At 69.8% G+C, this 21780-nt stretch carries 22 protein-coding genes; 2 read left to right on the top strand and 20 right to left on the bottom strand.

All coding sequences use genetic code 11. The annotated features are described in order from the left end of the window. Positions 1 to 416 precede the first annotated feature (416 nt). From Tther_RS10435 to gspG, 16 genes are all read right to left on the bottom strand, one after another. Positions 417 to 1058: a histone gene (locus Tther_RS10435; RefSeq protein ID WP_143903624.1), complete on the bottom strand. Its 642-nt coding sequence runs from the start codon at positions 1056 to 1058 to the stop codon at positions 417 to 419. A 108-nt stretch (positions 1059 to 1166) separates the two neighbouring features. Then, positions 1167 to 1337 (bottom strand): hypothetical protein, encoded by a 171-nt coding sequence (locus Tther_RS13370; protein WP_221934022.1) that lies wholly within the window; start codon positions 1335 to 1337, stop codon positions 1167 to 1169. 82 nt (positions 1338 to 1419) lie between these two features. Beyond that, positions 1420 to 2673, bottom strand: coding sequence for a ribonucleotide-diphosphate reductase subunit beta (locus Tther_RS10430; protein WP_246099005.1), 1254 nt, complete (start codon positions 2671 to 2673; stop codon positions 1420 to 1422). A 136-nt stretch (positions 2674 to 2809) separates the two neighbouring features. Next, positions 2810 to 5689 (bottom strand): ribonucleoside-diphosphate reductase subunit alpha, encoded by a 2880-nt coding sequence (locus Tther_RS10425; protein WP_143903622.1) that lies wholly within the window; start codon positions 5687 to 5689, stop codon positions 2810 to 2812. Between the two features lie 134 nt (positions 5690 to 5823). After that, positions 5824 to 6492 (bottom strand): 1,6-anhydro-N-acetylmuramyl-L-alanine amidase AmpD, encoded by a 669-nt coding sequence (ampD, locus tag Tther_RS10420; RefSeq protein ID WP_143903620.1) that lies wholly within the window; start codon positions 6490 to 6492, stop codon positions 5824 to 5826. 4 nt (positions 6493 to 6496) lie between these two features. Further along, entirely contained in the window at positions 6497 to 7699 is a 1203-nt protein-coding gene (gspF, locus tag Tther_RS10415) for a type II secretion system inner membrane protein GspF (RefSeq protein WP_143903618.1), read from the bottom strand. A 9-nt stretch (positions 7700 to 7708) separates the two neighbouring features. After that, on the bottom strand, positions 7709 to 9124 hold the full coding sequence (locus Tther_RS10410) for a GspE/PulE family protein (protein ID WP_143903616.1): 1416 nt from the start codon (positions 9122 to 9124) through the stop codon (positions 7709 to 7711). Between the two features lie 12 nt (positions 9125 to 9136). After that, complete coding sequence (gspD, locus tag Tther_RS10405) at positions 9137 to 11281, bottom strand: type II secretion system secretin GspD (protein WP_246099004.1); 2145 nt, start codon at positions 11279 to 11281, stop codon at positions 9137 to 9139. 5 nt (positions 11282 to 11286) lie between these two features. Then, a complete protein-coding gene (gene gspN / locus Tther_RS10400) occupies positions 11287 to 12078 on the bottom strand; it encodes a type II secretion system protein N (protein ID WP_185975065.1) in 792 nt (263 codons plus the stop codon). Continuing rightward, positions 12075 to 12599, bottom strand: coding sequence for a type II secretion system protein GspM (gene gspM / locus Tther_RS10395; RefSeq protein ID WP_185975064.1), 525 nt, complete (start codon positions 12597 to 12599; stop codon positions 12075 to 12077). The genes gspN and gspM overlap by 4 nt, the downstream gene beginning before the upstream one ends. Next, positions 12596 to 13822, bottom strand: coding sequence for a type II secretion system protein GspL (gene gspL, locus Tther_RS10390; RefSeq protein WP_143903608.1), 1227 nt, complete (start codon positions 13820 to 13822; stop codon positions 12596 to 12598). Before gspL ends, gspM begins: the two co-directional genes overlap by 4 nt. A 31-nt stretch (positions 13823 to 13853) precedes the next feature. Further along, on the bottom strand, positions 13854 to 14864 hold the full coding sequence (gene gspK / locus Tther_RS10385) for a type II secretion system minor pseudopilin GspK (protein WP_246099003.1): 1011 nt from the start codon (positions 14862 to 14864) through the stop codon (positions 13854 to 13856). A gap of 5 nt (positions 14865 to 14869) precedes the next feature. After that, positions 14870 to 15490, bottom strand: coding sequence for a PulJ/GspJ family protein (locus Tther_RS10380; RefSeq protein WP_143903606.1), 621 nt, complete (start codon positions 15488 to 15490; stop codon positions 14870 to 14872). A 10-nt stretch (positions 15491 to 15500) separates the two neighbouring features. After that, positions 15501 to 15884 carry a type II secretion system minor pseudopilin GspI gene (gene gspI / locus Tther_RS10375; protein ID WP_246099002.1) on the bottom strand — a complete coding sequence of 128 codons (384 nt, stop codon included), beginning with the start codon at positions 15882 to 15884 and terminating at the stop codon, positions 15501 to 15503. 5 nt (positions 15885 to 15889) lie between these two features. Then, positions 15890 to 16360, bottom strand: a complete 471-nt coding sequence (locus Tther_RS10370; RefSeq protein ID WP_143903601.1) for a prepilin-type N-terminal cleavage/methylation domain-containing protein — start codon at positions 16358 to 16360, stop codon at positions 15890 to 15892. After that, complete coding sequence (gene gspG, locus Tther_RS10365) at positions 16332 to 16844, bottom strand: type II secretion system major pseudopilin GspG (protein ID WP_143903599.1); 513 nt, start codon at positions 16842 to 16844, stop codon at positions 16332 to 16334. The genes Tther_RS10370 and gspG overlap by 29 nt, the downstream gene beginning before the upstream one ends. A gap of 269 nt (positions 16845 to 17113) precedes the next feature. Here gspG and Tther_RS10360 point away from each other — a divergent pair, with 269 nt between their 5' ends. Then, positions 17114 to 17389 (top strand): hypothetical protein, encoded by a 276-nt coding sequence (locus tag Tther_RS10360; protein WP_143903597.1) that lies wholly within the window; start codon positions 17114 to 17116, stop codon positions 17387 to 17389. A 10-nt stretch (positions 17390 to 17399) separates the two neighbouring features. On the opposite strand, the gene ilvA is transcribed toward Tther_RS10360, so the two are convergent. After that, the gene (ilvA, locus tag Tther_RS10355) at positions 17400 to 18998 is read right to left on the bottom strand and encodes a threonine ammonia-lyase, biosynthetic (protein WP_143903595.1); all 1599 of its coding nucleotides are present in this window, start codon (positions 18996 to 18998) and stop codon (positions 17400 to 17402) included. Positions 18999 to 19298: 300 nt separating this feature from the next. Here ilvA and Tther_RS10350 point away from each other — a divergent pair, with 300 nt between their 5' ends. Beyond that, the gene (locus Tther_RS10350) at positions 19299 to 19754 is read left to right on the top strand and encodes an OsmC family protein (RefSeq protein WP_143903593.1); all 456 of its coding nucleotides are present in this window, start codon (positions 19299 to 19301) and stop codon (positions 19752 to 19754) included. Between the two features lie 50 nt (positions 19755 to 19804). Here the strand turns inward: Tther_RS10350 and coq7 are convergent, their stop codons facing one another. From coq7 to Tther_RS10335, 3 genes are read right to left on the bottom strand one after another with little or no spacing between them, the layout of a single operon-like run. Beyond that, positions 19805 to 20470 carry a 2-polyprenyl-3-methyl-6-methoxy-1,4-benzoquinone monooxygenase gene (coq7, locus tag Tther_RS10345; protein WP_143903591.1) on the bottom strand — a complete coding sequence of 222 codons (666 nt, stop codon included), beginning with the start codon at positions 20468 to 20470 and terminating at the stop codon, positions 19805 to 19807. A 22-nt stretch (positions 20471 to 20492) separates the two neighbouring features. Then, positions 20493 to 21209: a copper-binding protein gene (locus Tther_RS13780; protein WP_143903589.1), complete on the bottom strand. Its 717-nt coding sequence runs from the start codon at positions 21207 to 21209 to the stop codon at positions 20493 to 20495. After that, positions 21206 to 21688: a cupredoxin domain-containing protein gene (locus Tther_RS10335; RefSeq protein WP_143903587.1), complete on the bottom strand. Its 483-nt coding sequence runs from the start codon at positions 21686 to 21688 to the stop codon at positions 21206 to 21208. The genes Tther_RS13780 and Tther_RS10335 overlap by 4 nt, the downstream gene beginning before the upstream one ends. Positions 21689 to 21780 lie beyond the last annotated feature (92 nt).

The raw sequence follows: 21780 nt of genomic DNA, 5'->3' as shown, positions 1-21780 counted from the left end.
AGCAAGATCGCATAAGCGGCTTCCAAGGGGTTGGTTTCGACTCGTATTGCCATGAGGGTTACACTCCTTTCTCGAAGTCATGGCGTCAGACCCACCCTCGCGCTGTCTGCTGGGCGGGGAGCGTAGGCGCGTAGCGCCGGAGATCCCCGCCCAGCAGACAACCGGCAAAATGGAATTTACAGAAAGAACGATACACAACTCCGGTGATCGAGGCCGCACAACTGGGCAACCGCATGGGGGCGGCCAAAATCGCCACCCGCGGCGGGCAAAACTACAGCTTCAGCCGCTGACCGCGGCCCCGTGGCCGCACCAGAACACGCCCGCCCCCGCAGGCGGCGCGGGCGGGTGCACGGGGCGCTGCCCTGCATGCTTGGCGATCGTCCGCCGGCAGCGGATGAGCCAAGCCGACCTACCGGTCAGGGACGGGGGCCGGTGGGGAAGGGCCAAGCGGCCTTGGGGTTGAGCTGGGTCTGGGCGCTGGGTGCGGGCGCTGCCGCGGCCTTGCCCGCCTTGGCGGGTTTTTTGGCGCTGGCGGCGGCTTTGTCGGCCGTGGCCGCTTTGCTCGCTTGGCTCTTCTCGGCGGTCTTGGCCGCCGCCGAAGGTGCCTTGGCCGTCGCTTTCGCGGCCTTGGTGGTCTCGGTGGCCTCGGTGGCCTTGCTGGCCTTGCTGGCCTTCTCCGCCTTGGCCTTGGTGGTCTTGGTGGCTTTCTCTGCCTTGGCCTTGGCGGTCGCCGGGGCGGCTTTTTCGGCCTTCTCGGCTTGCTTCGCCTTGGCGGCTTGGGACGTCTTCTCGGCTGGCGCGGCCTTGGCAGCGGGGGCGCTCTTGGCGGCCGTGGCCCGCTTGGCCGGGGCCTTGGCGGCCTCGGTCTTCGCGGCCGCCTTGGTGGTTGCTTTGGTGGTTGCTTTGGTGGTTGCTTTGGTGGTTGCTTTGGTGGTTGCTTTGACCGCGGGGGCTTTGGCCTTGGGCGCTGCCGCTGCCTTGGTCGCCGTCGCCGCTGTCGCCGCTGGCTTGGCGGCTGGCGCGGGGGCGCTCGCGGCTGCTTGGGTTGCCGGCGCCATCTTGGCCGCGCGGGTCTTGGCGGCGCCCTGGGTGGCGGGCTTTTCTGCCGCTTTCGCCTTGGTCGCAGCCTTCTTGGTCGCGGCCGCCGCGGCGCTGGCCGTGCTGGCCTAGCTGCCGGTGGCCTTCGTCGCGGTGGTCTTGGCTTTGGCGCTCGTCGCCTTGGCGCCGGCCTTCGTCGTGGTCTTCGCGGCCGACGCTTTCGCGCCCGCAGCGGGGGTGGCCGTCTTGTTCTTCGCGGTCTCGGTGGCCGCGGCGGCGGCCTTTTTCACGGTTGCCATGGGGTTCTCCTGCTTGCGTTGGCGGGTGGTGAAAACGAAAAAAGGCCGCGAGATCCTGACGAAGGTGCCGACGTGGCCCGGGTCAATCCCAGGACAGCGCGCCGCCCGATTGGTACTCGATCACGCGGGTTTCGAAGAAATTGCGTTCCTTTTTCAGATCGATCATCTCGCTCATCCAGGGGAAGGGGTTTTCCTCGTGCGGGAAGAGCGGATCCAGGCCGATTTGCGTGGCGCGGCGGTTGGCGATGTAGCGCAGGTAGCCCTTGAACATGCTGGCGTTGAGCCCCAGCACGCCGCGTGGCATGGTGTCTTCGGCGTAGCGGTATTCGAGGTCCACGGCTTTGAGGAAGAGCGCTTTGATCTCCTCCTTGAACGCCGGGGTCCACAGGTGCGGGTTTTCCAGCTTGAGTTGGTTGATCATGTCGATGCCGAAATTGCAGTGCATCGACTCGTCGCGCAGGATGTACTGGTACTGCTCGGCCGCGCCGGTCATCTTGTTTTGCCGGCCCAGCGCCAGGATTTGCGTGAAGCCCACGTAGAAGAACAGGCCCTCCATCAGGCAGGCGAAAACGATCAGGCTCTTGAGCAGCTTTTGATCGTTTTCCGGCGTGCCGGTGCGGAAGTTCGGGTCCATGATCACGTCGATGAACGGGATCAAGAACTCGTCCTTGTCACGGATCGACGGGATTTCGTGGTAGGCGTTGAAGATCTCGCCTTCATCGAGCCCGAGCGACTCGACGATGTACTGGTAGGCGTGGGTGTGGATGGCCTCCTCGAACGCCTGGCGCAGCAGGAACTGGCGGCACTCCGGCGCCGTGATGTGGCGGTAGGTGCCCAGCACGATGTTGTTGGCCGCCAACGAGTCGGCGGTGACGAAAAAGCCCAGGTTGCGCTTGACGATGCGGCGCTCGTCCTCGGTCAGGCCGTTGGGGTCTTTCCAGAGCGCGATGTCGCGCGACATGTTGATTTCCTGCGGCATCCAGTGGTTGGCGCAGGTGGCGAGGTATTTTTCCCACGCCCACTTGTACTTGAAGGGGACGAGCTGGTTGACGTCGGTCTGGCCGTTGATGATGCGCTTGTCGGCGACGTTGACGCGGCGAAAGCTCGCCGCCTGCGCGCGCACCGACTGGCCAGCGGCGGCGCTGGCGGCGGCCGCGGCGGCGCCCGGCGTGGCGCTCACCGGAGAGACGTCGTCGAAGCCCGCGACGGGGGCGGTTGGCGTGGCGCCGAAGACTGAGCCGGCCCCCGCGGCCGGTTGCAGCGCGGGCGCGGCCTCGGGCGCGCGGCGTGCCGTTGGGGGAACGACGGTGGGCGTGTGATCTTCCCAGGTCAACATGTTGGTGTCCGATTCATGAAATTATTGAAAGGTACGCGCGAAATGACAAGCGTTGGATGCGCCATCCGGGCCGCGGCGGGCGGCGTGCCGGCCGGGCTGTTGCGTCGTGGCATCAGCGCGGCCGGCAGCGGTGCCATCACTGGCAGGCTTCGCATCCGGGGTCGTCGATCGCGCAGAACTTGATGTCCGTGGCCGGCTCCACCACCGCGGCTGCGGCGGCAGCCGTTGGGGTGTCGGCGGTGGGCACGGCGTTGAGCGCACTGCTGCGCACCGTGGATTTTTCGGCGTGCGTGGCGCTGGTGGTGCGCAGGTAGTAGGTGGTCTTGAGGCCCCGGATCCAGGCCAGCTTGTAGGTTTCGTCCAGCTTCTTGCCCGAGGCGCCGGCCATGTAGATGTTGAGGCTTTGCGCCTGGTCGATCCACTTCTGGCGCCGCGCGGCCGCTTCGACCAGCCACACGGGTTCGATCTCGAAGGCGGTGCGGTAGAGCTCTTTGAGCTCGCGCGGGACGCGATCGATGGGCCACAGCGAGCCGTCGAAGTGCTTGAGGTCCATGATCATGACCTCGTCCCACAGCCCCAGGCGCTTGAGGTCACGCACCAGGTAGTGGTTGACGACGGTGAACTCACCGGACAGGTTGGACTTGACCGAGAGGTTGCCAAAGCACGGCTCGATCGAGGCGTCCACGCCGACGATGTTGGAGATGGTGGCCGTGGGCGCGATGGCGATGCAGTTGGAGTTGCGCATGCCGTCGCGCTGGATCTTGGCGCGCAGCGCGTCCCAGTCCAGGGTGCGGGAGCGGTCCACGTCCAGGTAGCCGCCGCGCTCTTGCGCCAGCAGGTCCAGTGTGTCCAGGGGCAGGATGCCGCGGTCCCACAGTGAGCCTTTGTAGGTCGAGTAGCGCCCGCGCTCCACCGCCAGGTCGCTGCTGGCCCAGTAGGCGTAGTAGCACACCGCTTCCATCGAGCGGTCGGCAAATTCGACCGCCTGCGGCGAGGCGTAGGGGATGCGCAGTTCGTAGAGCGCGTCCTGAAAGCCCATGAGCCCCAGGCCCACCGGGCGGTGGCGCAGGTTGGAGTCGCGCGCTTTCTTGACCGCGTAGTAGTTGATGTCGATTACGTTGTCGAGCATGCGCATGGCCACCGTGATGGTGCGCCGCAGCTTGTCGTGATCGAGTTCCTTGCCGTTGGGGCCGTCCTTGAGGTGCTGCGCCAGGTTGACCGAGCCGAGGTTGCAGACCGCCGTTTCGGTGTCGCTGGTGTTGAGCGTGATTTCGGTGCACAGGTTGGAGGAGTGCACAACGCCCACGTGCTGTTGCGGGCTGCGCACGTTGCACGGGTCCTTGAACGTGATCCAAGGGTGCCCGGTTTCGAACAGCATGGTCAGCATCTTGCGCCACAGGTCCACGGCGCGCACCGTTTTGCAGGGCTGGATTTCGCCGCGCGCGGCCTTTTCCTCGTAGGCGACGTAGGCCTCCTCGAAGGCGCGGCCGACCTTGTCGTGCAAATCGGGCACGCTGGAGGGCGAAAACAGCGTCCAGTTGCCGTTTTCCATGACGCGCTTCATGAACAGGTCCGGGATCCAGTTGGCCGTGTTCATGTCGTGCGTGCGGCGGCGGTCATCGCCGGTGTTTTTGCGCAGCTCCAAGAACTCCTCGATGTCGAGGTGCCAGGTCTCCAGGTAGCAGCACACCGCGCCCTTGCGCTTGCCGCCCTGGTTGACGGCCACCGCCGTGTCGTTGACCACTTTCAGGAACGGCACCACGCCCTGGCTCTCGCCGTTGGTGCCCTTGATGTGGCTGCCCAGCGCGCGCACGCGCGTCCAGTCGTTGCCCAGGCCGCCGGCGAACTTGGACAGCAGCGCGTTTTCCTTGATGGATTCGTAGATGCCGTCCAGATCGTCGGGCACCGTGGTCAGGTAGCAACTGGACAGCTGCGAGCGCAGCGTGCCCGAGTTGAACAGCGTGGGGGTGCTGCTCATGAAGTCGAAGCTGGAGAGCACCTCGTAGAACTCGATGGCGCGCGCCTCGCGGTCGATCTCGTTGAGCGCCAGGCCCATGGCCACGCGCATGAAGAAGGCTTGCGGCAGCTCGATGCGCTGCTTGCGCACGTGCAGGAAGTAGCGGTCGTACAGGGTTTGCAGGCCCAGGTAGTCGAATTTGAGGTCGCGCTCGGCCTTGAGCGCTGCCCCCAGACGGGCGAGATCGAAGGTGAGCAGCTCGGGGTTGAGCAGCTCGGCCTCCACGCCCTTTTTGATGAAGGCGGGGAAGTACTCGGCGTAGCGCTCGTGCATCTGCGCGTGCGTGGTTTCCTCGCCCAGCACTTCCTTGTAGATGGTGTGCAGCAGCAGCCGCGCGGTGGCGTAGGTGTAGTCCGGGTCGGTTTCGATCTTGGTGCGCGCCGCCAGGATCGCGGCCTTGTGCACCTCTTCCAGCGGCACGCCGTCGTAGAGGTTGCGCAGCGTTTCGGTGACGATGGGCTCGGCCTGGACGTCCGGTCCCAGGCCTTCGACGGCGGAGTGGATCAGCGCCTTGAGGCGCTCGAGGTCCAAGGGGCGGCGTTGCCCGCCGTCGACCACGTGCAGCACCGGCTGGGCCGGTTGCGCGGGCGCGGCTTTGGCGGCGCGCTCCTGCGCCCGACGCTCGCGGTAGAGCACGTAGGCGCGCGCGACCTCGTGGTGGCCGCCGCGCATCAGGCCCAGCTCGACCTGGTCTTGCACATCTTCGATGTGGAAGGTGCCGCCGCCCGGGCGCGACCGCATGAGGGCGCGCACGACCGCCTGCGTGAGTTGATCGACCGTCTCGCGCACGCTGGCCGACGCGGCGCCCTGCGGGCCGTGCACGGCCAGGAAGGCCTTCATCATCGCGATGGCGATCTTGTTGGGCTCGAACGGCACCACCGCGCCATTGCGGCGGATGATTTGGTAGTTGGGCAAAACGCTGCCGCTGGTGGCGCGCTCCGCTTGCGGCGCGGCGCCCGGGTGGGGGACGGACGAGGGGGAGGTGAGGGTGGTCTGCATGGGTCCTCGCTGACGATTCAGTGGCCTCGGACAGTGCGCGAGACACTAGATATAGTGTCTGACGCGCTCAAAAAACACTAGCCGTAGTGTAGCGGGACCAGACGGGTGCGCAACCGTTGGCGGCGAAAAAATCCCTATCTGGGCCGCCGATCGATATCCTCGGGTTTGTCCGGATACCCGTCGCCGGTGCCCGGGGGCGCCCCCAGTTGGGCCGCTGCGGTGCTGGCAAAGGCGCTGGCGGGCCAGCCGGTGAGCGTGATCAGACGCGCCCAGTCGAAGCCGGGCCCGGGGTCGCGCTTGCGACCCGGCGCCACGTGCTCGTGTCCGGCCACGGCCTGCAGGGTCGCAAAGCGCAGGCGCAGCGTGCGGCACAGGTCGGCCAGCGCCAGGTATTGCGCGGGTTCGAAGGTGTCGCCTTCCAGGCCTTCGAGCTCGACCCCGATCGAGAAGTCGTTGCAGTTGTCGCGCCCGCGCCAGTGCGAGCGCCCGGCATGCCAGGCGCGGCGCTCGCAGGCGACGAATTGCACCAGCTCGCCATCGCGCCGGATCAGAAAGTGGCTCGAGACCGCCAGCCCACGGATCTGGGCGAAATAGGGGTGTGCGTCCCAATCCAGGGTGTTGGTGAACAGCTGCTCGATCGCCGCGCCGCCGTACACACCGGGGGGCAGGCTGATCGAGTGCACCACCAGCAGGTCGATCGTAGCCCCCGGGGGGCGCGGCCCGTGGTTGGGCGAGGGCACGCGGCGTGCCTGCGGCAGCCAGGTGCCATCGGCGTCGGGCGCGGCAACGACATCGGGGGGCATGGCCTCAGCGCACCAGTTGGTTGAGCTGGATGATGGGCAGCATCACCGACAGCACGATCAGCAGGACGACGATGCCCATCGCGACGATGAGCGCGGGCTCCAACAGCGTGGCCAGCCGCAGCGTGCGGCGTTGCACGTCGCTGCCGAGCTGCTGGGCCGCGCGTTGCAGCATGGGGCCGAGCTGCCCGGTTTGCTCGCCCAGGCGCGCGAAGGTCACGAGCAGCCCGGTCAGGGCGGGTTGGTTGGCCAGAGCGGCCGCCAGCGGAGCGCCTTCGCGCACGAGGGCGAGCACCGTGGCGGCGTCGGCCCGCAGCGCGTGGTTGCGCAGCGTCCCTCCTGCGGTTTGCAGCGCGCGCAGCAGCGGCACCCCGGCGCCGGTGAGCATCGCCAGCGTGGCGGCAAAGCGGGCGATGTCGTATTGGCGGCTCAGCGGCCCCAAGACCGGCACGGCAAGCCAGGCACGGTCGAGCCGCTCGCGCCAGGCGGTGCGCCGGCGCGCCCACACCCAACCCCATGCGCCGCCCAGCGCGAGCAGCGGCGCCAGCCAGCCCCACTGGCGCAGCGCGTGGCTGGCGCCCAGCATGAACACGGTGAGCGCGGGCAGGGCGCGGCGCCCGCTGCTGAAGGCTTGCGCCACTTGCGGCACCACGTAGGTCATGAGAAACACCACGATCACCACGGAAAACGCGGTGACGATGGCCGGGTAGAGCATAGCCGAGAGCACGCGCTGGCGCAGCGCCTGCGCGGCCTCGAGTTCGTCGGCCAGGCGTTCCAGCACCGCACCCAGACGGCCGCTGGCTTCGCCCGCGGCCACCACGGCGCGATAGCTGTCGTCGAAGGTGCGCGGGTGCGCGGCCAGCGCATGTGCGAGCGCGCTGCCGGCGTTGACCTCGGCGCGCAAGTGGGTGACGAGGTCGCGCTCGGCCGGGCTGGCGGCTTCATCGATGAGGCTGGCCAGCGCGCGTTCCAGCGGCAGGCCGCTGGCCACCAACGAGGCCAGTTGCCGCGTCCAGGTGGCCAGGCGCTCGCCCGTGAGGGCGCGACGCCCCGGCCGCTGGGCGCTGGCGGCGCTGACTTCCGCCACCGTCAGCGGCACCAGGCCGCGCTCGCGCAGGCGGGCGCGCGCCGCACGCGCGGTGTCGGCCTCCAGCGTACCGCGCTGGCGCCGTCCGGCGTCGTCGAGGGCCTCGTAGCGGTAGGTGCTCATGGGGCGCGGTCAGTCGCGCGTGACGCGCCAGACCTCCTCTGGCGTGGTGATGCCTTGCGCCACCAGCGCGTCGCCCGCTTGACGCAGCGGCACCATGCCGTGCGCCAGCGCGTGTTCGCGCAAGGCGGCTTCGGGGGCGCGTTCGTGGATCAAGGCGCGCAGCCGCTCATCCACCCCCATCAGTTCGAACAGCCCCGTGCGTCCCCGGTAGCCGCTGTGGCCGCAGGCTTCGCAACCCGCACCGGTGCAGACGTGGCAGACCTTGCGCACCAAGCGCTGCGCCAACACCCCCAGCAGCGAGCTGGAAAGCAAAAACGGCTCCACCTCCATGTCCACCAGCCGCGTGACGGCGCTGGGCGCGTCGTTGGTGTGCAGGGTGGCCAGGACCAGGTGGCCGGTGAGCGACGCTTGGATCGCGATCTGTGCGGTTTCGCGGTCGCGGATTTCGCCGATCATGACCACATCGGGGTCTTGGCGCAGGATGGCGCGCAAGGCCTTGGCAAACGTCAACTCGATTTTGGGATTGACCTGGGTCTGGCCGATGCCGGGCAGCTCGTACTCGATCGGATCTTCCACCGTCATGATGTTGAGCCGCCCCGCGTCCAGGCGCGACAAGGCGGCGTAGAGCGTGGTGGTCTTGCCCGAGCCGGTCGGGCCGGTGACCAGCACGATGCCGTGCGGCTGGCGGATGAGTTGCTCGAAGCGTTGCAGCGTCGCGCCCTGCATGCCCACGGCCTCCAGGCTCAGAACCCCTTCGGACTTGTCGAGCAGGCGCAGCACCGCGCGCTCACCATGGGCGCTGGGCAAGGTGGACACCCGCACGTCGATGGCGCGCCCGCCGATGCGCAGCGCGATGCGCCCATCCTGCGGCAGGCGCTTCTCGGCGATGTCGAGCTCGGCCATGATCTTCAGGCGCGAGATCAGCGCCGCGTGCAGCGCCCGGTTGGGCTGCACCACCTCGCGCAGCGTGCCGTCGACGCGAAAGCGCACGCTCGAATGACGCTCGTAGGGCTCGATGTGGATGTCGCTGGCGCGCTCGCGCACGGCCTGCGTCAGCAGCGCATTGAGCATGCGGATGATGGGTGCGTCATCGGCGGTCTCGAGCAAATCCTCGATCTGCGGCAGTTCCTGCAGCAGGCGTGAGAGGTCGGCAATGCTTTCCACCTCGCTGACGACGGCCGCGGCCGTGGAGCCGCTGCCGTCGGCGTAGGCCGCCTGCAGGCGCTGCTCGAAACGCGGCGCGGGCTCCCACGCGATTCGACAAGGGCCGTGACGGCGCTGCACTTCGCCGATGGCGCTGTAGCGCAGCACGCGGTCATCGTCGGCGGGCGCACAGGCGTACAACCAGGCTTCGCCGCGGTCGATGTGCAGCAGCACACCGTGGCTGCGGGCGAAGGCGTAGGGCAGCGGATAGGCCGGGTTCATGGCAAGGGTGCCTCAAGGCCGGTGGGTCGCTGCGGGGGTGGGTGCCAGCGGCGTTGTGGTGGCCCCGGGCGGCGCCGTGCCGGGCAGCGCGGGCAAGACGGGTGCCTCGTTGATGGGGTGCGCGCGGCTGGGCGCGGGTTGCGCGTCCTGTTGGCGGGCGCGCATCCAATCGTAGCGATCCAGCGCCAGCGCTTCGTTTTGGCGCGCGTCGCGCACGACCACGGGGCGCAAAAACACCATCAGGTTGGTTTTTTTGCGCGCGCGCTTTTCGCTGCGGAAGAGGTGGCCAAACACGGGTACGTCGCCCAGGCCAGGGACCTTGTCTTCGTTGCCGCCGTACTCGTCTTGCAGCAAGCCACCGAGCACGACGATGCCGCCGTCCTCGACCAGCACGGTGGACTCGATGGCGCGTTTGTTGGTGATGAGCCCGGCCGTCGAGTTGATGGAGCTGGGCACCACGCTGCTGACTTCCTGGAAGATTTGCAACTTGACCGTGCCCTGCTCGTTGATCTGGGGCTTGACGCGCAAGGTCAGGCCAACGTCCTTGCGCTCGATGGTCTGAAACGGGTTGACCGCCCCTTGGTTGCTGTTGTTGGCGGTGTACTGGCCGGTGATGAAGGGCACGTTTTGGCCGATGACGATCTTGGCTTCCTCGTTGTCGAGCGTGAGCAAATTGGGGGTGGACAGGATGTTGGCGTCGCCGTTGGTTTCGAGAAAGCGGGCCAGCGCGCTGAGCACATAAACGCCGCCGATGCGCTGCGCAATGCCCAGGTTGAGCCCGGCCGCGGGCAGTTGTCCCTGGCCGCCGTTTTGGGTCGCCAGGTTGAGGATGTTGGCGCCGCCGCTGCCGAAGTTGGTGCCGAGCAGCCCGATGGTGCCGTCGCCCGCGCGCCCCAGAGGCCCCTGCCACTGGATGCCGATTTCGGAGGCCTTCTCGGCGCTGACCTCGGCGATGAGGCTTTCCACGTACACCTGCGCGCGCCGCACATCGAGCAGGTCGATGACGCGGCGCAGATCGCGGTACAGCGGCTCGGGGGCGGTGATGATGAGCGCATTGCTGGCCGGATCGGCCTGCACGATGCCCCCCGTGCTGACCGCATCGGCTGCAGCGGGCGCGCTGGTGGCAGAGGTGGCGGCGGGGCGCAAGCCCGCGGGGGGCGGGTTGGCACCGGGCGCGGCGGGTGCGCTGCCTGCGATCGCTGGGCTGGCGTCGGCCGCGAGTGCGGCGCGCAGCGTGGCGGCCAGGCGGGTTGCATCGGCGTTGCGCAGGTAGACCACATGCACGTTGCGCGCGCTGGAGCCCAGGTCGGGTCGGTCCAGCCGCTCGATGAGCGAGCGCACCAGGGCCAGTCGGGCCGGGTTGGGCGCGCGCACCAGGACGGCGTTGCTGCGCGGCTCGGCCAGCAGGGCCAGGCGCGGCGTCCCCGCCACGGCGGCCGGCGCCGCGCCGCCAGCGGCGGGCCGGGTCACGCCCTCCTCGGCGTCGAGCAGACGCTGCAGCAGCGGCACCAAGTCGCTGGCGACGGCGTGGCGCAGCGCGATGACCTCGAGGTCGGTGCTGCCCGCGGTATCGAGCGCGGCGATGATGCGCGCCAGCCGCTGCAGGTTGTCGGCGTGGTCGGTGATGATCAGCGCGTTGCTGCCTGGGTTGGCCGTGATCAGGTTGTTGGGGCTGATCAGCGGGCGCAGCACCGGGACGAGCGCATTGGCGTTTTCGTGCTGCAGGCGAAAGATCTGGGTGACCAGCTGGCCGGGTTGCGGGCGCTGGGTTTCGGTCAGCACCGGGCCGCCCAGCAGCTTGGCCTCGGCCTCCGGCACGATTTTGAGGATGCCTTGCGACTCCACCAAGGCAAAGCCGCGCAGCCGCAGTTCGGCGCCGAACTGCGCCAACGCCGTGGCCGCGCCCACCGGGTTGTCGGTGATCAGGGTCATCGTTCCCTTGACGCGGGGGTCGACCACGATGTGCCGCCCGCTCAGCAGCCCGATGGCGCGCGCCACCGATTCGATCTCGGCCTCGGTGAAGTTCAGGGTGACCGGTTCGCCCGGTCGCACGGCGGGCGCTGGGGTCTGCGCAAACGCGCTGCCAAGCGCCGCACACAGCAGCCAAGTGGCCCAGCGGCGGGTAGGGTGGAAACCAAAACGGGGTGCGGGGGGCATGGTGATCATCCGAAACGCAGGTGGGCGCGCGCGCCATCGCGGCGACCCAGCAGGTTCAGCAGGTTGGACAGGGCATCGAGCCGCTCGGGCGCTGCTTCGGCCACGCCCCGGAAGCGCACACGGCCGTCGTGCCACTCGCCTTGGCCTTCGAGTCGCAAATCGCCCCGTAGGGTTTGCAACACCAGGCCGGGTTGGCCGGCGTGCTGCCAATCGCTGCTGAGGCGGTAGCTGCCCAGTGGCCGAACGGTGCTGACCGCGGCCGAGAGGTCGTCGATCTGCGCCGACCAGACGCCGCTGGCGCGCGGGGACGGCGTGCTGCTGCCGAGCCGCCACTGCAGCGTCGAGGTTTCGAAACGCAGTGTGCCGCGCAGACCCAGCGTGTTCCAGGGCGAGCCAAGCGCGGCCAGCCACGCCAGATCCCACGTGCTGCGGTGCGCGTCGGCAGCCAAGCGCCATTGGCCGTCGGCACGCTCCCAGCGCCAGCGCCATGCCGTGCTGGCGCAGCAGCGCAGCATCAGGTCGAGATGCAGGCCCAGATCAGGACGCAGGCTGGCCCCGAGGCGCCACCCCATGCCACCGGGCAGGTCCAGCGTGCCGCCGTCGCCGTGGATGCGCACGTCGGCCGTGCCTTGCCACACGGTGCCGTGCGGGTTGAGGAGCTGTATCCGCCCGCCAGTGATGGCCGGCACGACCAGGGCCCACAGGCGCGCCGGCGCAAACACCAGCGATCCCACCAGCAGGCCCACGGCCAGGCCAACCACGGCGGGTACCCAGCGGGTGCGTCCGGGCGGCGTCATGGCTGCCCCTCCGCGCTGAGGCGCGCCGTGCCCTGCCAGGATCCCGTGCTGGCGTCGCGGTCGGCCTGCAGGTGCGTCACGCGCAGTCCGAGGTCGGTGCGCACCCCGGCGAGCCATTGGGCCAGGCCGTCGGCGCTGGCGGTTTCGAACGCCACGTCCCAGCCCTGGGGGGAGCCGGTGACGCGGGCACTGTCCCCGAGGGTCGCCGCGCTCAAGGACTGCAGGCGCGGGGTGGCCTGCGCTGCCGCCGGCGACTGCGCGCGGCCATCGGGTTGGCGGCGGCGCGCGGCCAGCTCGGCCGCGTCCCGCTGCACCGCCGCCAGCGCCAGTTGCAGGTGCATTTGCCGGGCGGGGGCGGTGCTGAGCAGGGTCCAGGCAGGGTGCCAGACCACCGACCACAAAAGGGCGCACACGGTCACGGCCCCACCCAGGGCGAGCGCGCGCCGGGCACGGGTGGGCAAGCGCTGCCAGCGGGTGCGCACGTGGGCCAAAAGGGGGGATGCGGTCAGCGCGTTGTTCATGGCCATGCCTCGGTGGTTGGGCGCACACGCCAGCGTTGCTCGCCCAGCGCCTCGACCTCCCAGCCCTGCGGGCCCAGCAGGGCTTGCAGCGTGGGCAGGGGCACCGCGGCGCTGGCGCCGATGTCGAGGCGCTGGCCATCCCAGGACAGCGACTGCAGGGCCGGCAGGCCGTCGGCCGAACCCCAGGCGTGCAACAGGCGCTCCAGCGCGGAGGGAGGGGCGTCGCCGGTGCGCAGCCGTTCGCGCGCGAGCGCCTGCGCCACCTGGCGCGCGGGATCGAGCAGGATGGGCGTGTTGGGCAGGGCCTGTCGCGCCGCTTCCAGCAGCGCTGCGCGCAACGCCGCTTCGTGCCGGTGCTGCTGCCATGCCAAGGCGGGCAGCGCGAGCGCGGGCAGCCCGATCAGGGCCGCCAGCCCCCAGCGCGCGGGGCGCCAGGCTGGATCGTGCCATACGGCCCATGCCCGCCGTCCCAGCCGCTGCCACATCGAGCCGCCCACACGCCGGCGCCACTCGAACTGCGCCAGGTTCCACCCGCGCGCATGGTGGCGCAGCGCCAGCGCGGCGCTGGAGCCCAGTGTCCAGGCGAGCTCGGGCACGTGTTGCTCGGCCTCCGCTTGCACGTCCGGTTCGGCCCACGCCAACAGGCCGGGGGCGAGTGGGGGTAGGTCCCGCACCAGACCGGCCAGCGGTTGGCTGAGCACCCCGTGCGGTCCCATCCACGTCAGGTACGGGGTGCCCTCCACCCGATGCGCCCAGACCAGGGGCTCGGGCACGGGCGCCGCTTCGGGCACCACGGCGCTCACCGGCCAGCCACGCGCCAGCAGGGGCTCCAGCGCTGCGGCCAAGCGCTCGCGCCGGCACACCGCGCACCACACGGTTTGTGGTTCGCGGCTTGGCCCTGCGAGGGGTTGCAGTGCCACGTGCAGGGTGCTGGGGTCGTCGAGCACGTGGTCTTCGACGAGGTGGCGCAGCACCTCGGCCTGGTGCGCGGCACGCCCCGCGGGCAGGCGGATGCGGTGCCACGACAGCCAGCCCGCGGGCACCACCAGCACGCAGTCGCCACCGGGGTCGAGTCGGTCCAGATCGGCGTCGCTGGCCTGGCCGTGGGTGTCGATGCGCTGGCCATCACGGCTGAGCGCCCAGCGCCAATGCGTCGGTCCGCCGGCGCCCGCAGGGCCGCCAGGTGACGAGGGAGAGAGGGTCAGCGGGCCGATCAGCAGCATGGGAACGGTTGCAACTACGACCGCGAGGATATCACCCGCGCTCTGGCGCCACGGCACTGGCGGGCAGCGGCGCCGACAGCGGACGCTGCTGGCGCCACAGCACGTTCACCCGGGTGCCGTCGCGCACCAGCAGGGCCTGCTGCTCGACTTCCGTATCGCCAATGCGCACGCGGCCGGTGACCCGGAAGTGGCGGCTGGTGACCGACAAGCGGGTGGCGTCGGGGGCCAGGTCCGCACGCCCCAGCGCGGCGATGAACGCCTCCACAGAGCGGAAATGGCCGCGCGCGCGCGTTTCCACCATGCGGCGCGCGCCCATCGCATCGAGGCCCACGACCGCCTGCAGCACGGGGGCTGGCGCGGTGTTCACGTTCACGGGCGTGGGTTCGGGCAGCCAGGTGGTCAGGGTTTCCAGCGCCGCCAGCGTCGGTGGCGACAGGCCCAGCGCTGCCAGGTCGCCCAGGCGTTGCGGCCGCAAAGGCGGGTTGGCGCCGTCGCGGTCGGCCCGCCACGCGCGCAGCAGCTGCTGCGCCACATGGTCGAGTTCCGCTTCTGGCAGGTTCAGCACGGCAAACAAGCGCCGAAAGCGCGCCAGCTCGGTCGGTGATAGGCGCGGCTGTCCCTGCACCGCGTCGATCAGGTTGCGCCAGTTCAGGCGGCCTTGCTCGTCTTCGATGCGGCCAGACAGCCACGCATCGTCGCCGTCGTCGGAGGCGGGCGCGCGCTCGAGAAATTGCGACAAGCGCGTCGGCTGCAGCGGCACGGCCCAGGGTTCGCCCAAGTGGTCCACGGTGCTGGCGCGGTCATCCTCGCGCACGATCAGGCGCGCCCAATCCAGCGCCCCGGTGAGCAGCCAGCCGGCCTGGTGGTGGGCACGCTCGGTTTGTTCCACGGTCCAGGCCCGCCACTGCTGCCAGTAGGCCGTGGCGCCCAGCGTGGCCACGACGGCCATGAGCAGCATGGCCATCAGCAACGCGGTGCCGCGGGTGCGTTGCGCGCCGCACGGCGCGGCGTCGCGCGTGCAGGGGCGGCCGGGGTGACTCACTGGACTCACTGCTTACCCCCCGCGACGGAGGCGGCAACCCAATCGACCACCAGCGGCCCGCCCGGGCCACCCGGCGCTGGGGTGAGCGTCAACCGCACCGCCACTGGGGGGGTGTCGTCGGCGGGTGGCCGCCAGGCCTCATCGATCCAGGTGTGGAGGGACCAGCCCGCGATGGCCACGGTGCGCACCCCTTCGTCGCGAACGCGCTGTGGCGCGCTGGCCCACTGCACCCGGGCCTGCGCCAGATCACGCACGGGTGGCGATTGCCAGCGCGCCCAGCGCTGTCCGTCATCCACCGCAGCCCAAGCGACCACGATCCAGCCCGGCGCAGCGTCGGGGCCGGTGGGCGCCCGGCGCAGCCAGCGCACCGTCTGGGCGCTGACCGACCAGGTTGGCAAGCGGTCATCGGCGGTGGGCCCGCTGGTCCACGCGTCCAGGTCGGTGCGCCACTGGGCCAAGGTGGTTTGCCAGCCCAGCCAGGTCTGTGTCGACTGCGCGAGGGCGTCGCGCGTGCGCACCAGACCATCGAGCGCGCGCCAACCCAGCATGGCCAGCAGGGCAAGCAACGCCAGGGCGACCAACACCTCGATCAGGGTGAAGCCGCGCGCGCGTCGACGAATGGTCATGGTGGTTGCCTCAGTGCCGACCCAGCACGGTGGTGGCGCGCAACAGCACGTCCTGCGGCTGCTCGGCCAGCGCAACGCGCACCTGGACGCGGCGGAAGCTGGGGTTGGGGGTGGTGCCCACGTCGACGGTGACGGCAAAGTCGTATCCCGCCTGGGCACAGATGTGCAGGCGTTCCCCGGGGCTGGGAAACACCGGATCCAGCCGTGCCGCCACCAAAGCCTGGTCGGCGCACAACTGGGCCAGCCACTGCACCGACTGGCGCTGCGACAGTCGCGTGAGGGCATCGGTGGCTTGCACGCCGGCGGTCACGGCCACGGCCACGATGGCCAGGGCGACCAGCACTTCCACCAGGGTAAAACCGCGCCGCCGCGGACGAGGGCAGGGGGGCCGCATGGGCGTCATTCGATCGCCACCGGCTGCCAGCCGTCGCTGACCAGCGCGCGGCGCGCGTTGCCCAGCGTCAGCTCGATGCGCAGCGGCGCAATCATGGGCTCTGGGCCAAGCGCGACGGGCCCTGCCGGGCGGGCCTGCAGCCGCGCGTCGAGCCAGCGGTGGGGCCCTGCCAAGCCATCGGGCGCCGGGCTTGGCAGCCCCTCGAAGGCGTAGCCGTCGGCCTGGCGGCGCCATTGGATCGGGGCGCCCAGGGCGCGGGCCAGGCCACGGGCCGCTTCCAGCTGCGCTTGCAGGCGCACCACCTGCTGGTCCAGCCGGTCTTCGTCGGTGTCGCGCAGCGCCCAACCCACGCCTGCCGTCGCCAGCGCGATGACGGTCAGCGTGACCAACAGCTCCAGCAGGGTAAAGCCGCGGTGCCGGGCCGCAGCGGACCGGACAGCGCCGGCCTCACTGCCAGCTGCCAATGTCGGCGTCATGGCCCTCACCGCCCGGTTGGCCGTCCGCGCCCAGTGAGAACACGTCCACCGGCCCATAGGCCCCCGGGTTGAGGTATTGGTACGGGCGCCCCCAGGGGTCTGTGGGCAGTTTTTCCAAATAGGGCCGCCAGTTGGTTGGCACGGGCGGCATGGTCGGGCGCTGCACCAGGGCCTGCAGACCCTGCTCCTGCGTGGGGTAGCGCTGGTTGTCCAAGCGGTAGAGCTTGAGCGCCTGCATCAGGTTGCTGACGTCCACGCGCGCCGCGGTCACGCGCGATTCGTCCGCGCGGTCGAGCACGTTGGGCACGATCAGCGCCGCCAGCACGCCGATGATGACAAGGATGACCAGCAGCTCGATCAGGGTGAAGCCCAGCTCGCTGCGCCCCGCCCGCGCCACCTTGGACGGGCTGCGCACACAACGCGTGGAGTGGGGTGCCGCGCCCAGGCAGGGACGCGCCGGGTAGAGGGGAGGCAGCACATGCATGACGCGATGATAATGCGCCCATGCCAACGACATTTGATCGGCATCGCCAAACGCCCACATCCCCGGTTCGGCCCGCCGGCACACGGCTGCGGGCGGTGGTGACCGGCGCGGTGTGGCTGTGGGTGGGCCTGCAAGCGGCTTACTGGGGGTGGCGGGCGTGGGGAACCCAGGCGCCGCACCCGTTGACACGGCCGCCAGGTTCGGCGCCAGCCGCGGATCCAGCGACCATGGCACGGGCCCTCCGAGGGGCGGCGCCAGAGGTTGCCCGCATGTCCGACGCGCCAAGTCGCAACGACGGGGCCAGTGCTTGGACGCTGCAGGGTGTCTTGGCTGGCGGGGGAGGCGCCGGTGCCGCGGTTTTGCAGCGCGAGGGTGAGCGCCCGATCGCCTACCGGGTAGGGGCGCGGCTGCCGGACGGGTGGTGGCTAACCCGTGTCGAGCGGCGCCAGGTGTGGCTGGCACCGCCGCACGGGGCGGGCGTGGTGGTCCTGCGCCTGCCTGAAACCGGGCAAGGTCGCACAGCAGCGCCGTCTGACCAGCCGTGATGGCCGGCAATCACCCCCGCAAAAACAGCCGGTAGACCGGGTTGTGGGTTTCCTCGACGTAGGGATACCCCAGCTCGCGCAAAAAACGCTCAAACGCTTTGCCGTCCTTGGGCGGTACCTGCAGGCCGACCAAAATGCGCCCGTAGTCGGCGCCCTGGTTGCGGTAGTGGAACAGGCTGATGTTCCAGCTCGGGCGCATGAGCGTCAGAAACTTGAGCAGGGCGCCGGGCCGCTCCGGGAAGACGAAGCGCAGCAGCCGCTCGTCCTGCGCCAGCGGCGAGTGGCCGCCGACCATGTGGCGGATGTGCTCCTGCGCCAGATCGTCGTGTGTCAGGTCCAGCGTGGCAAAGCCTTGTTTTTCGAACGCGGCGGCGATTTTGGCGCTTTCGCCGCGGCCGTGGGTGGTCAGGCCGACGAAGACGTGCGCCACCGCCGCGTCGTGGATGCGGTAGTTGAACTCGGTGACGTTGCGCGGGCCGCCGGGCAGGTTGCCAATGGCCTGCAAAAAGCGCAAAAAGCTGCCCCGCTCCTCCGGGATGGTGACGGCAAAGAGTGCCTCGCGCTCCTCGCCCACCTCGGCGCGCTCAGCGACGAAGCGCAGCCGGTCGAAGTTCATGTTGGCCCCGCACAGGATGGCGGCGTAGGTTTCCCCGCGCGTCTTGTGCTCGGCCACGTATTTTTTGATCGCCGCCACCGCCATCGCGCCGGCCGGCTCGACGATGCTGCGGGTGTCGATGAAGACGTCCTTGATGGCGGCGCAGACCTCATCCGTGTCGACGGTGACGAAGCCATCGACCAGCTCGCGGGCCAGGCGGAAGGTTTCCTCTCCGACCCGCTTGACCGCCGTGCCGTCGGAAAACAGCCCCACGTCGTCGAGCTGCACGCGCTCGCCCGTCTGGACCGAGCGCAGCATCGCGTCGGAGTCGCTCATTTGCACGCCGATGATGCGCACCTCGGGCCGCACGGCCTTGAGCACGCTGGCCACGCCGGCGATGAGCCCGCCGCCGCCGATGGCGACGAACACCGCGTCGAGCCGGTTGGAGCCCAGGCTTTGCAACTGGCGCAGCATCTCCAGCGCGATCGTGCCCTGGCCGGCGATGACGTCCGGGTCATCGAAAGGGTGGACGAAGGTCAAGCCCTGTTGCTCGGCCAGGGCGCTGGCGTGCTGCGCGGCGTCGGAGTAGCTGTCGCCGTGCAGCACCACCTCGCCGCCCAAGGCCCGCACCGCCTCGATTTTGACCTGCGGGGTGGTGGTGGGCATGACGATGACCGCGCGCGTGCCGAGTTTGTGCGCCCCCAGGGCCACGCCCTGGGCGTGGTTGCCCGCCGAGGCGCAGATGACGCCGCGCTGCAGCTGCTCGGGCGTGAGGTGCGCGAGCTTGTTGTACGCGCCACGCAGCTTGAAGCTGAAGACGGGCTGCTGGTCCTCGCGCTTGAACAGCACCTTGTTGTGCAGCCGCCGGCTGAGGTTGCGCGCCGGCTCCAGCGGTGTCTCACGCGCCACGTCGTAGACGCGGGCGGTCAGGGTTTTGCGCAGGTAGTCGGATGGCGTCAGCGGCGCTGGTTGCGCAGCGCGCCGCTCAGGTCGGTTGGATGCGGATACGGGCATGGTGGTATCGTTGACGGTGCGCCAATCATACGGGGTGCACCGGTGCGTCCACCGCCGGCGGTGTTGCGCGGTGCCGGGGCGTGCGGCTGCGCGCAAAAAAAAGCCCAGGCGCGATGCCTGGGCTTGGAACCACCCATAGAGGGCAGAGGAGACAAACGGCTGCAGCGGCCGCCGCGATGCGAAGGACCGAAAAACCCATCGGCCCAGCGCAGGGGCGCCGTACAATGGCCTATATTGTACATCACTTATATTGCGGCGCAACATGAACGCGCCGCAGCTTGTCGTTTTGGAGACAAACGCATGGAATGCACCGTGACCTGGACCGGGGCGCTGGGCGCCGGGTCGAACATGGGTTTTGTGGCGGCCACCGGCAGCGGCCATGTGCTGGCGATGGATGGTGCGGCCGATCCGGCGCACCCCGAGACCAGCGGTGCCAACCTCGCACCGCGGCCGATGGAATTGCTGCTGGCAGGAACCGGGGGCTGCACGTCCTACGACGTGGTGATGATCCTCAAGCGCGGCCGGCACGATGTGCGCGGCTGCCAGGTCAAGCTCTCGGCCACGCGGGCCGACGCCGACCCCAAGGTGTTCACGTCGATCCACATGCACTTCGTGGTGCGTGGACGGCGCATCCCCGCAGCGGCGGTGGAGCGCGCCATCGCGCTGAGCCACGAGAAGTACTGCTCGGCCAGCGTCATGCTGGGCAAGACGGCGCAAATCACCACCAGCTACGAGCTGATCGAGGCCGACGACTGACGCACTGGCTTGCGCGCCCGCTCATCCGCGGCGGTCCAGCCCTCCGCGGATCACACCCGGTGCGCCACCGTGGTCATGACTTTGGCGGCGGCGCGCATCGCCCACTTGACCGGCGTGGGCAGCTCGACCCCGCCGGCGTGCTGGGCGTCGCGCGCGTGGCGGATTTCGTCGGCCTTCATCTGCTCGATGATCGCGCGTGAGGGGTGGTCACGTGCGGGCAGGCGCTCCAGGTGCCCGTCCAAGTGGGCTTCGACCTGGCGCTCGGTTTCGACGACGAAGCCCAGGCTCACCCCGCGGCCGGCCAAGCCGGCTGCCACGCCGATGGTCAGCGCCCCGGCGTACCACAGTGGCGCGAGCAGCGAGCGGCGGTCGCCCAGCTCGTCCAGCCGCTGCTGGCACCATGCCAGGTGATCGGTCTCGTCCTGCCCGGCGGCCTCCAGGTGGCGGGCGGTGCGTTCGCGCTCCTCCGGACGGCCGGGGCCCAGCCGGGCCGCCAGCGCCTGTCCGGTGTAGAGCGCCTGCGCGCAGATTTCGCCCACGTGGTTGACGCGCATCAGCGCCCCGGAGAGGCGGCGTTCCGACTCGGTCATCTGCGCGGCCTCGGTCTGCCGCTCGGCGGACACGGCGGGCGTCGGTCGCGCGGCGCGGTGGGGGGCGAACAACGTGCGCAGGGCGTTGTCGGCGGTGATCAGGGTGGCATCGATGAACGAAGTCATGACGCCCATCCTAGCGCAGACGTCACGGGGCCGCTTTGATGTCGGTCACGATGTAGGCCCCATCGGCCTTCTGCGCGCGAAACCGCACCCGTGCCCCCGGTTGCAGCCCCTGCAGAAGGGCTGGATCGCGCACCTGGAACACCATGGTCATCGGCGGCATGTCCAGATCGGGGATGTCGCCGTGGCGCACGGTGATCTTGCGCGCCGCGGTGTCGATGCGCCGCACCTCGCCTTCGGCCCAGCGGTCGGCGGTGGCCGCCGGGGCGGCCGACTGCGTCTGGTGGTAGCTGGCATACACCCGGGTGGAGCCGTCGCGCTGCACGAGCAGCACGTCGTAGGGGTCGCGGCGGTTGCCGTACTCGGGGCCGTCCATGCCGGGGCTGCCCACCGGCATGCGCGGCACCGACAGGCCCAGCGCCGCAGGCCGCTCGCGCAGCAGGCGCTGGATGTCCCCCGCAGGCACATGGCCCTCGACCACATAACCACCCACCCGGGCCGTGTGGCAGGAGCCGAGCGCCTGCGGCATGCCCAGCCGCTGGCGCATGCCGGCGTTACCGCTGTCAAAGGCCTGGACTCGAAAACCGTTGGCCTCCAGGTGGCGAATCCAGTCGTTGCAGCAGCCGCATTGGGGGTCTTTCCACACCTCCACCAGGGGGGCGGCGGGTTGGGCCATGCCCAGCCCCGTGCCCGAGGCGGCCAGCCATGCTGCGCCCCAGCGTATCCAGTCGCGTCGTTTCATGGTGTCTTCTCCTGTGCAGCGGGCTCGACCCGGATGCGGCCGACCATGCCCGCTTCGAAGTGGCCGGCGATCAGGCACGCAAACGCGAAGTCGCCGGGGCGGTTGAAGTGCCAGACGATATCGCCGCGCCGCCCGGGCGGGACATGGGCCATGTGCGGTTCGTCGTGCTCCATGCCGGGGTGTTTTTTCATGAGCTCTGCGTGGGCGGCGAGTTCCTCGGGCGTGCCGATCACGATCTCGTGCATCACCCGCCCGCGGTTGACGGCGCGCAGGCGCAGTGTCTCGCCTTCGCGCACGGCCAGGCGGTCGGGTTGAAAGCGCATGTCGTCGCCCATGCGGATTTCGATGGTGCGGGTCACGCGCGCGGGGTCACCCGCGATGCCCCAGGGCTTTTGCTCCGGGGGCAGCGCGGCGGCGCGGGGATGCGAGGCGTGGCTCTGTGGTCCATGGGCGGTGGCCAGCAGGGGCAGGGCCGACATGGGCGAGATGGAAATGCCCCTGCCCGACAATACCTTCCCGATGATGACCGGTACCGGCCCCTACGGCCCGGTCGAGATGGGCGGCATGTTCA

Origin of the sequence: Tepidimonas thermarum (assembly GCF_007556705.1) — a bacterium.
Taxonomy (GTDB): domain Bacteria; phylum Pseudomonadota; class Gammaproteobacteria; order Burkholderiales; family Burkholderiaceae_C; genus Tepidimonas; species Tepidimonas thermarum.
The sequence above is the reverse complement of the archived record's forward strand: the minus strand, read 5'-3'. Positions and strand labels throughout refer to the sequence as shown.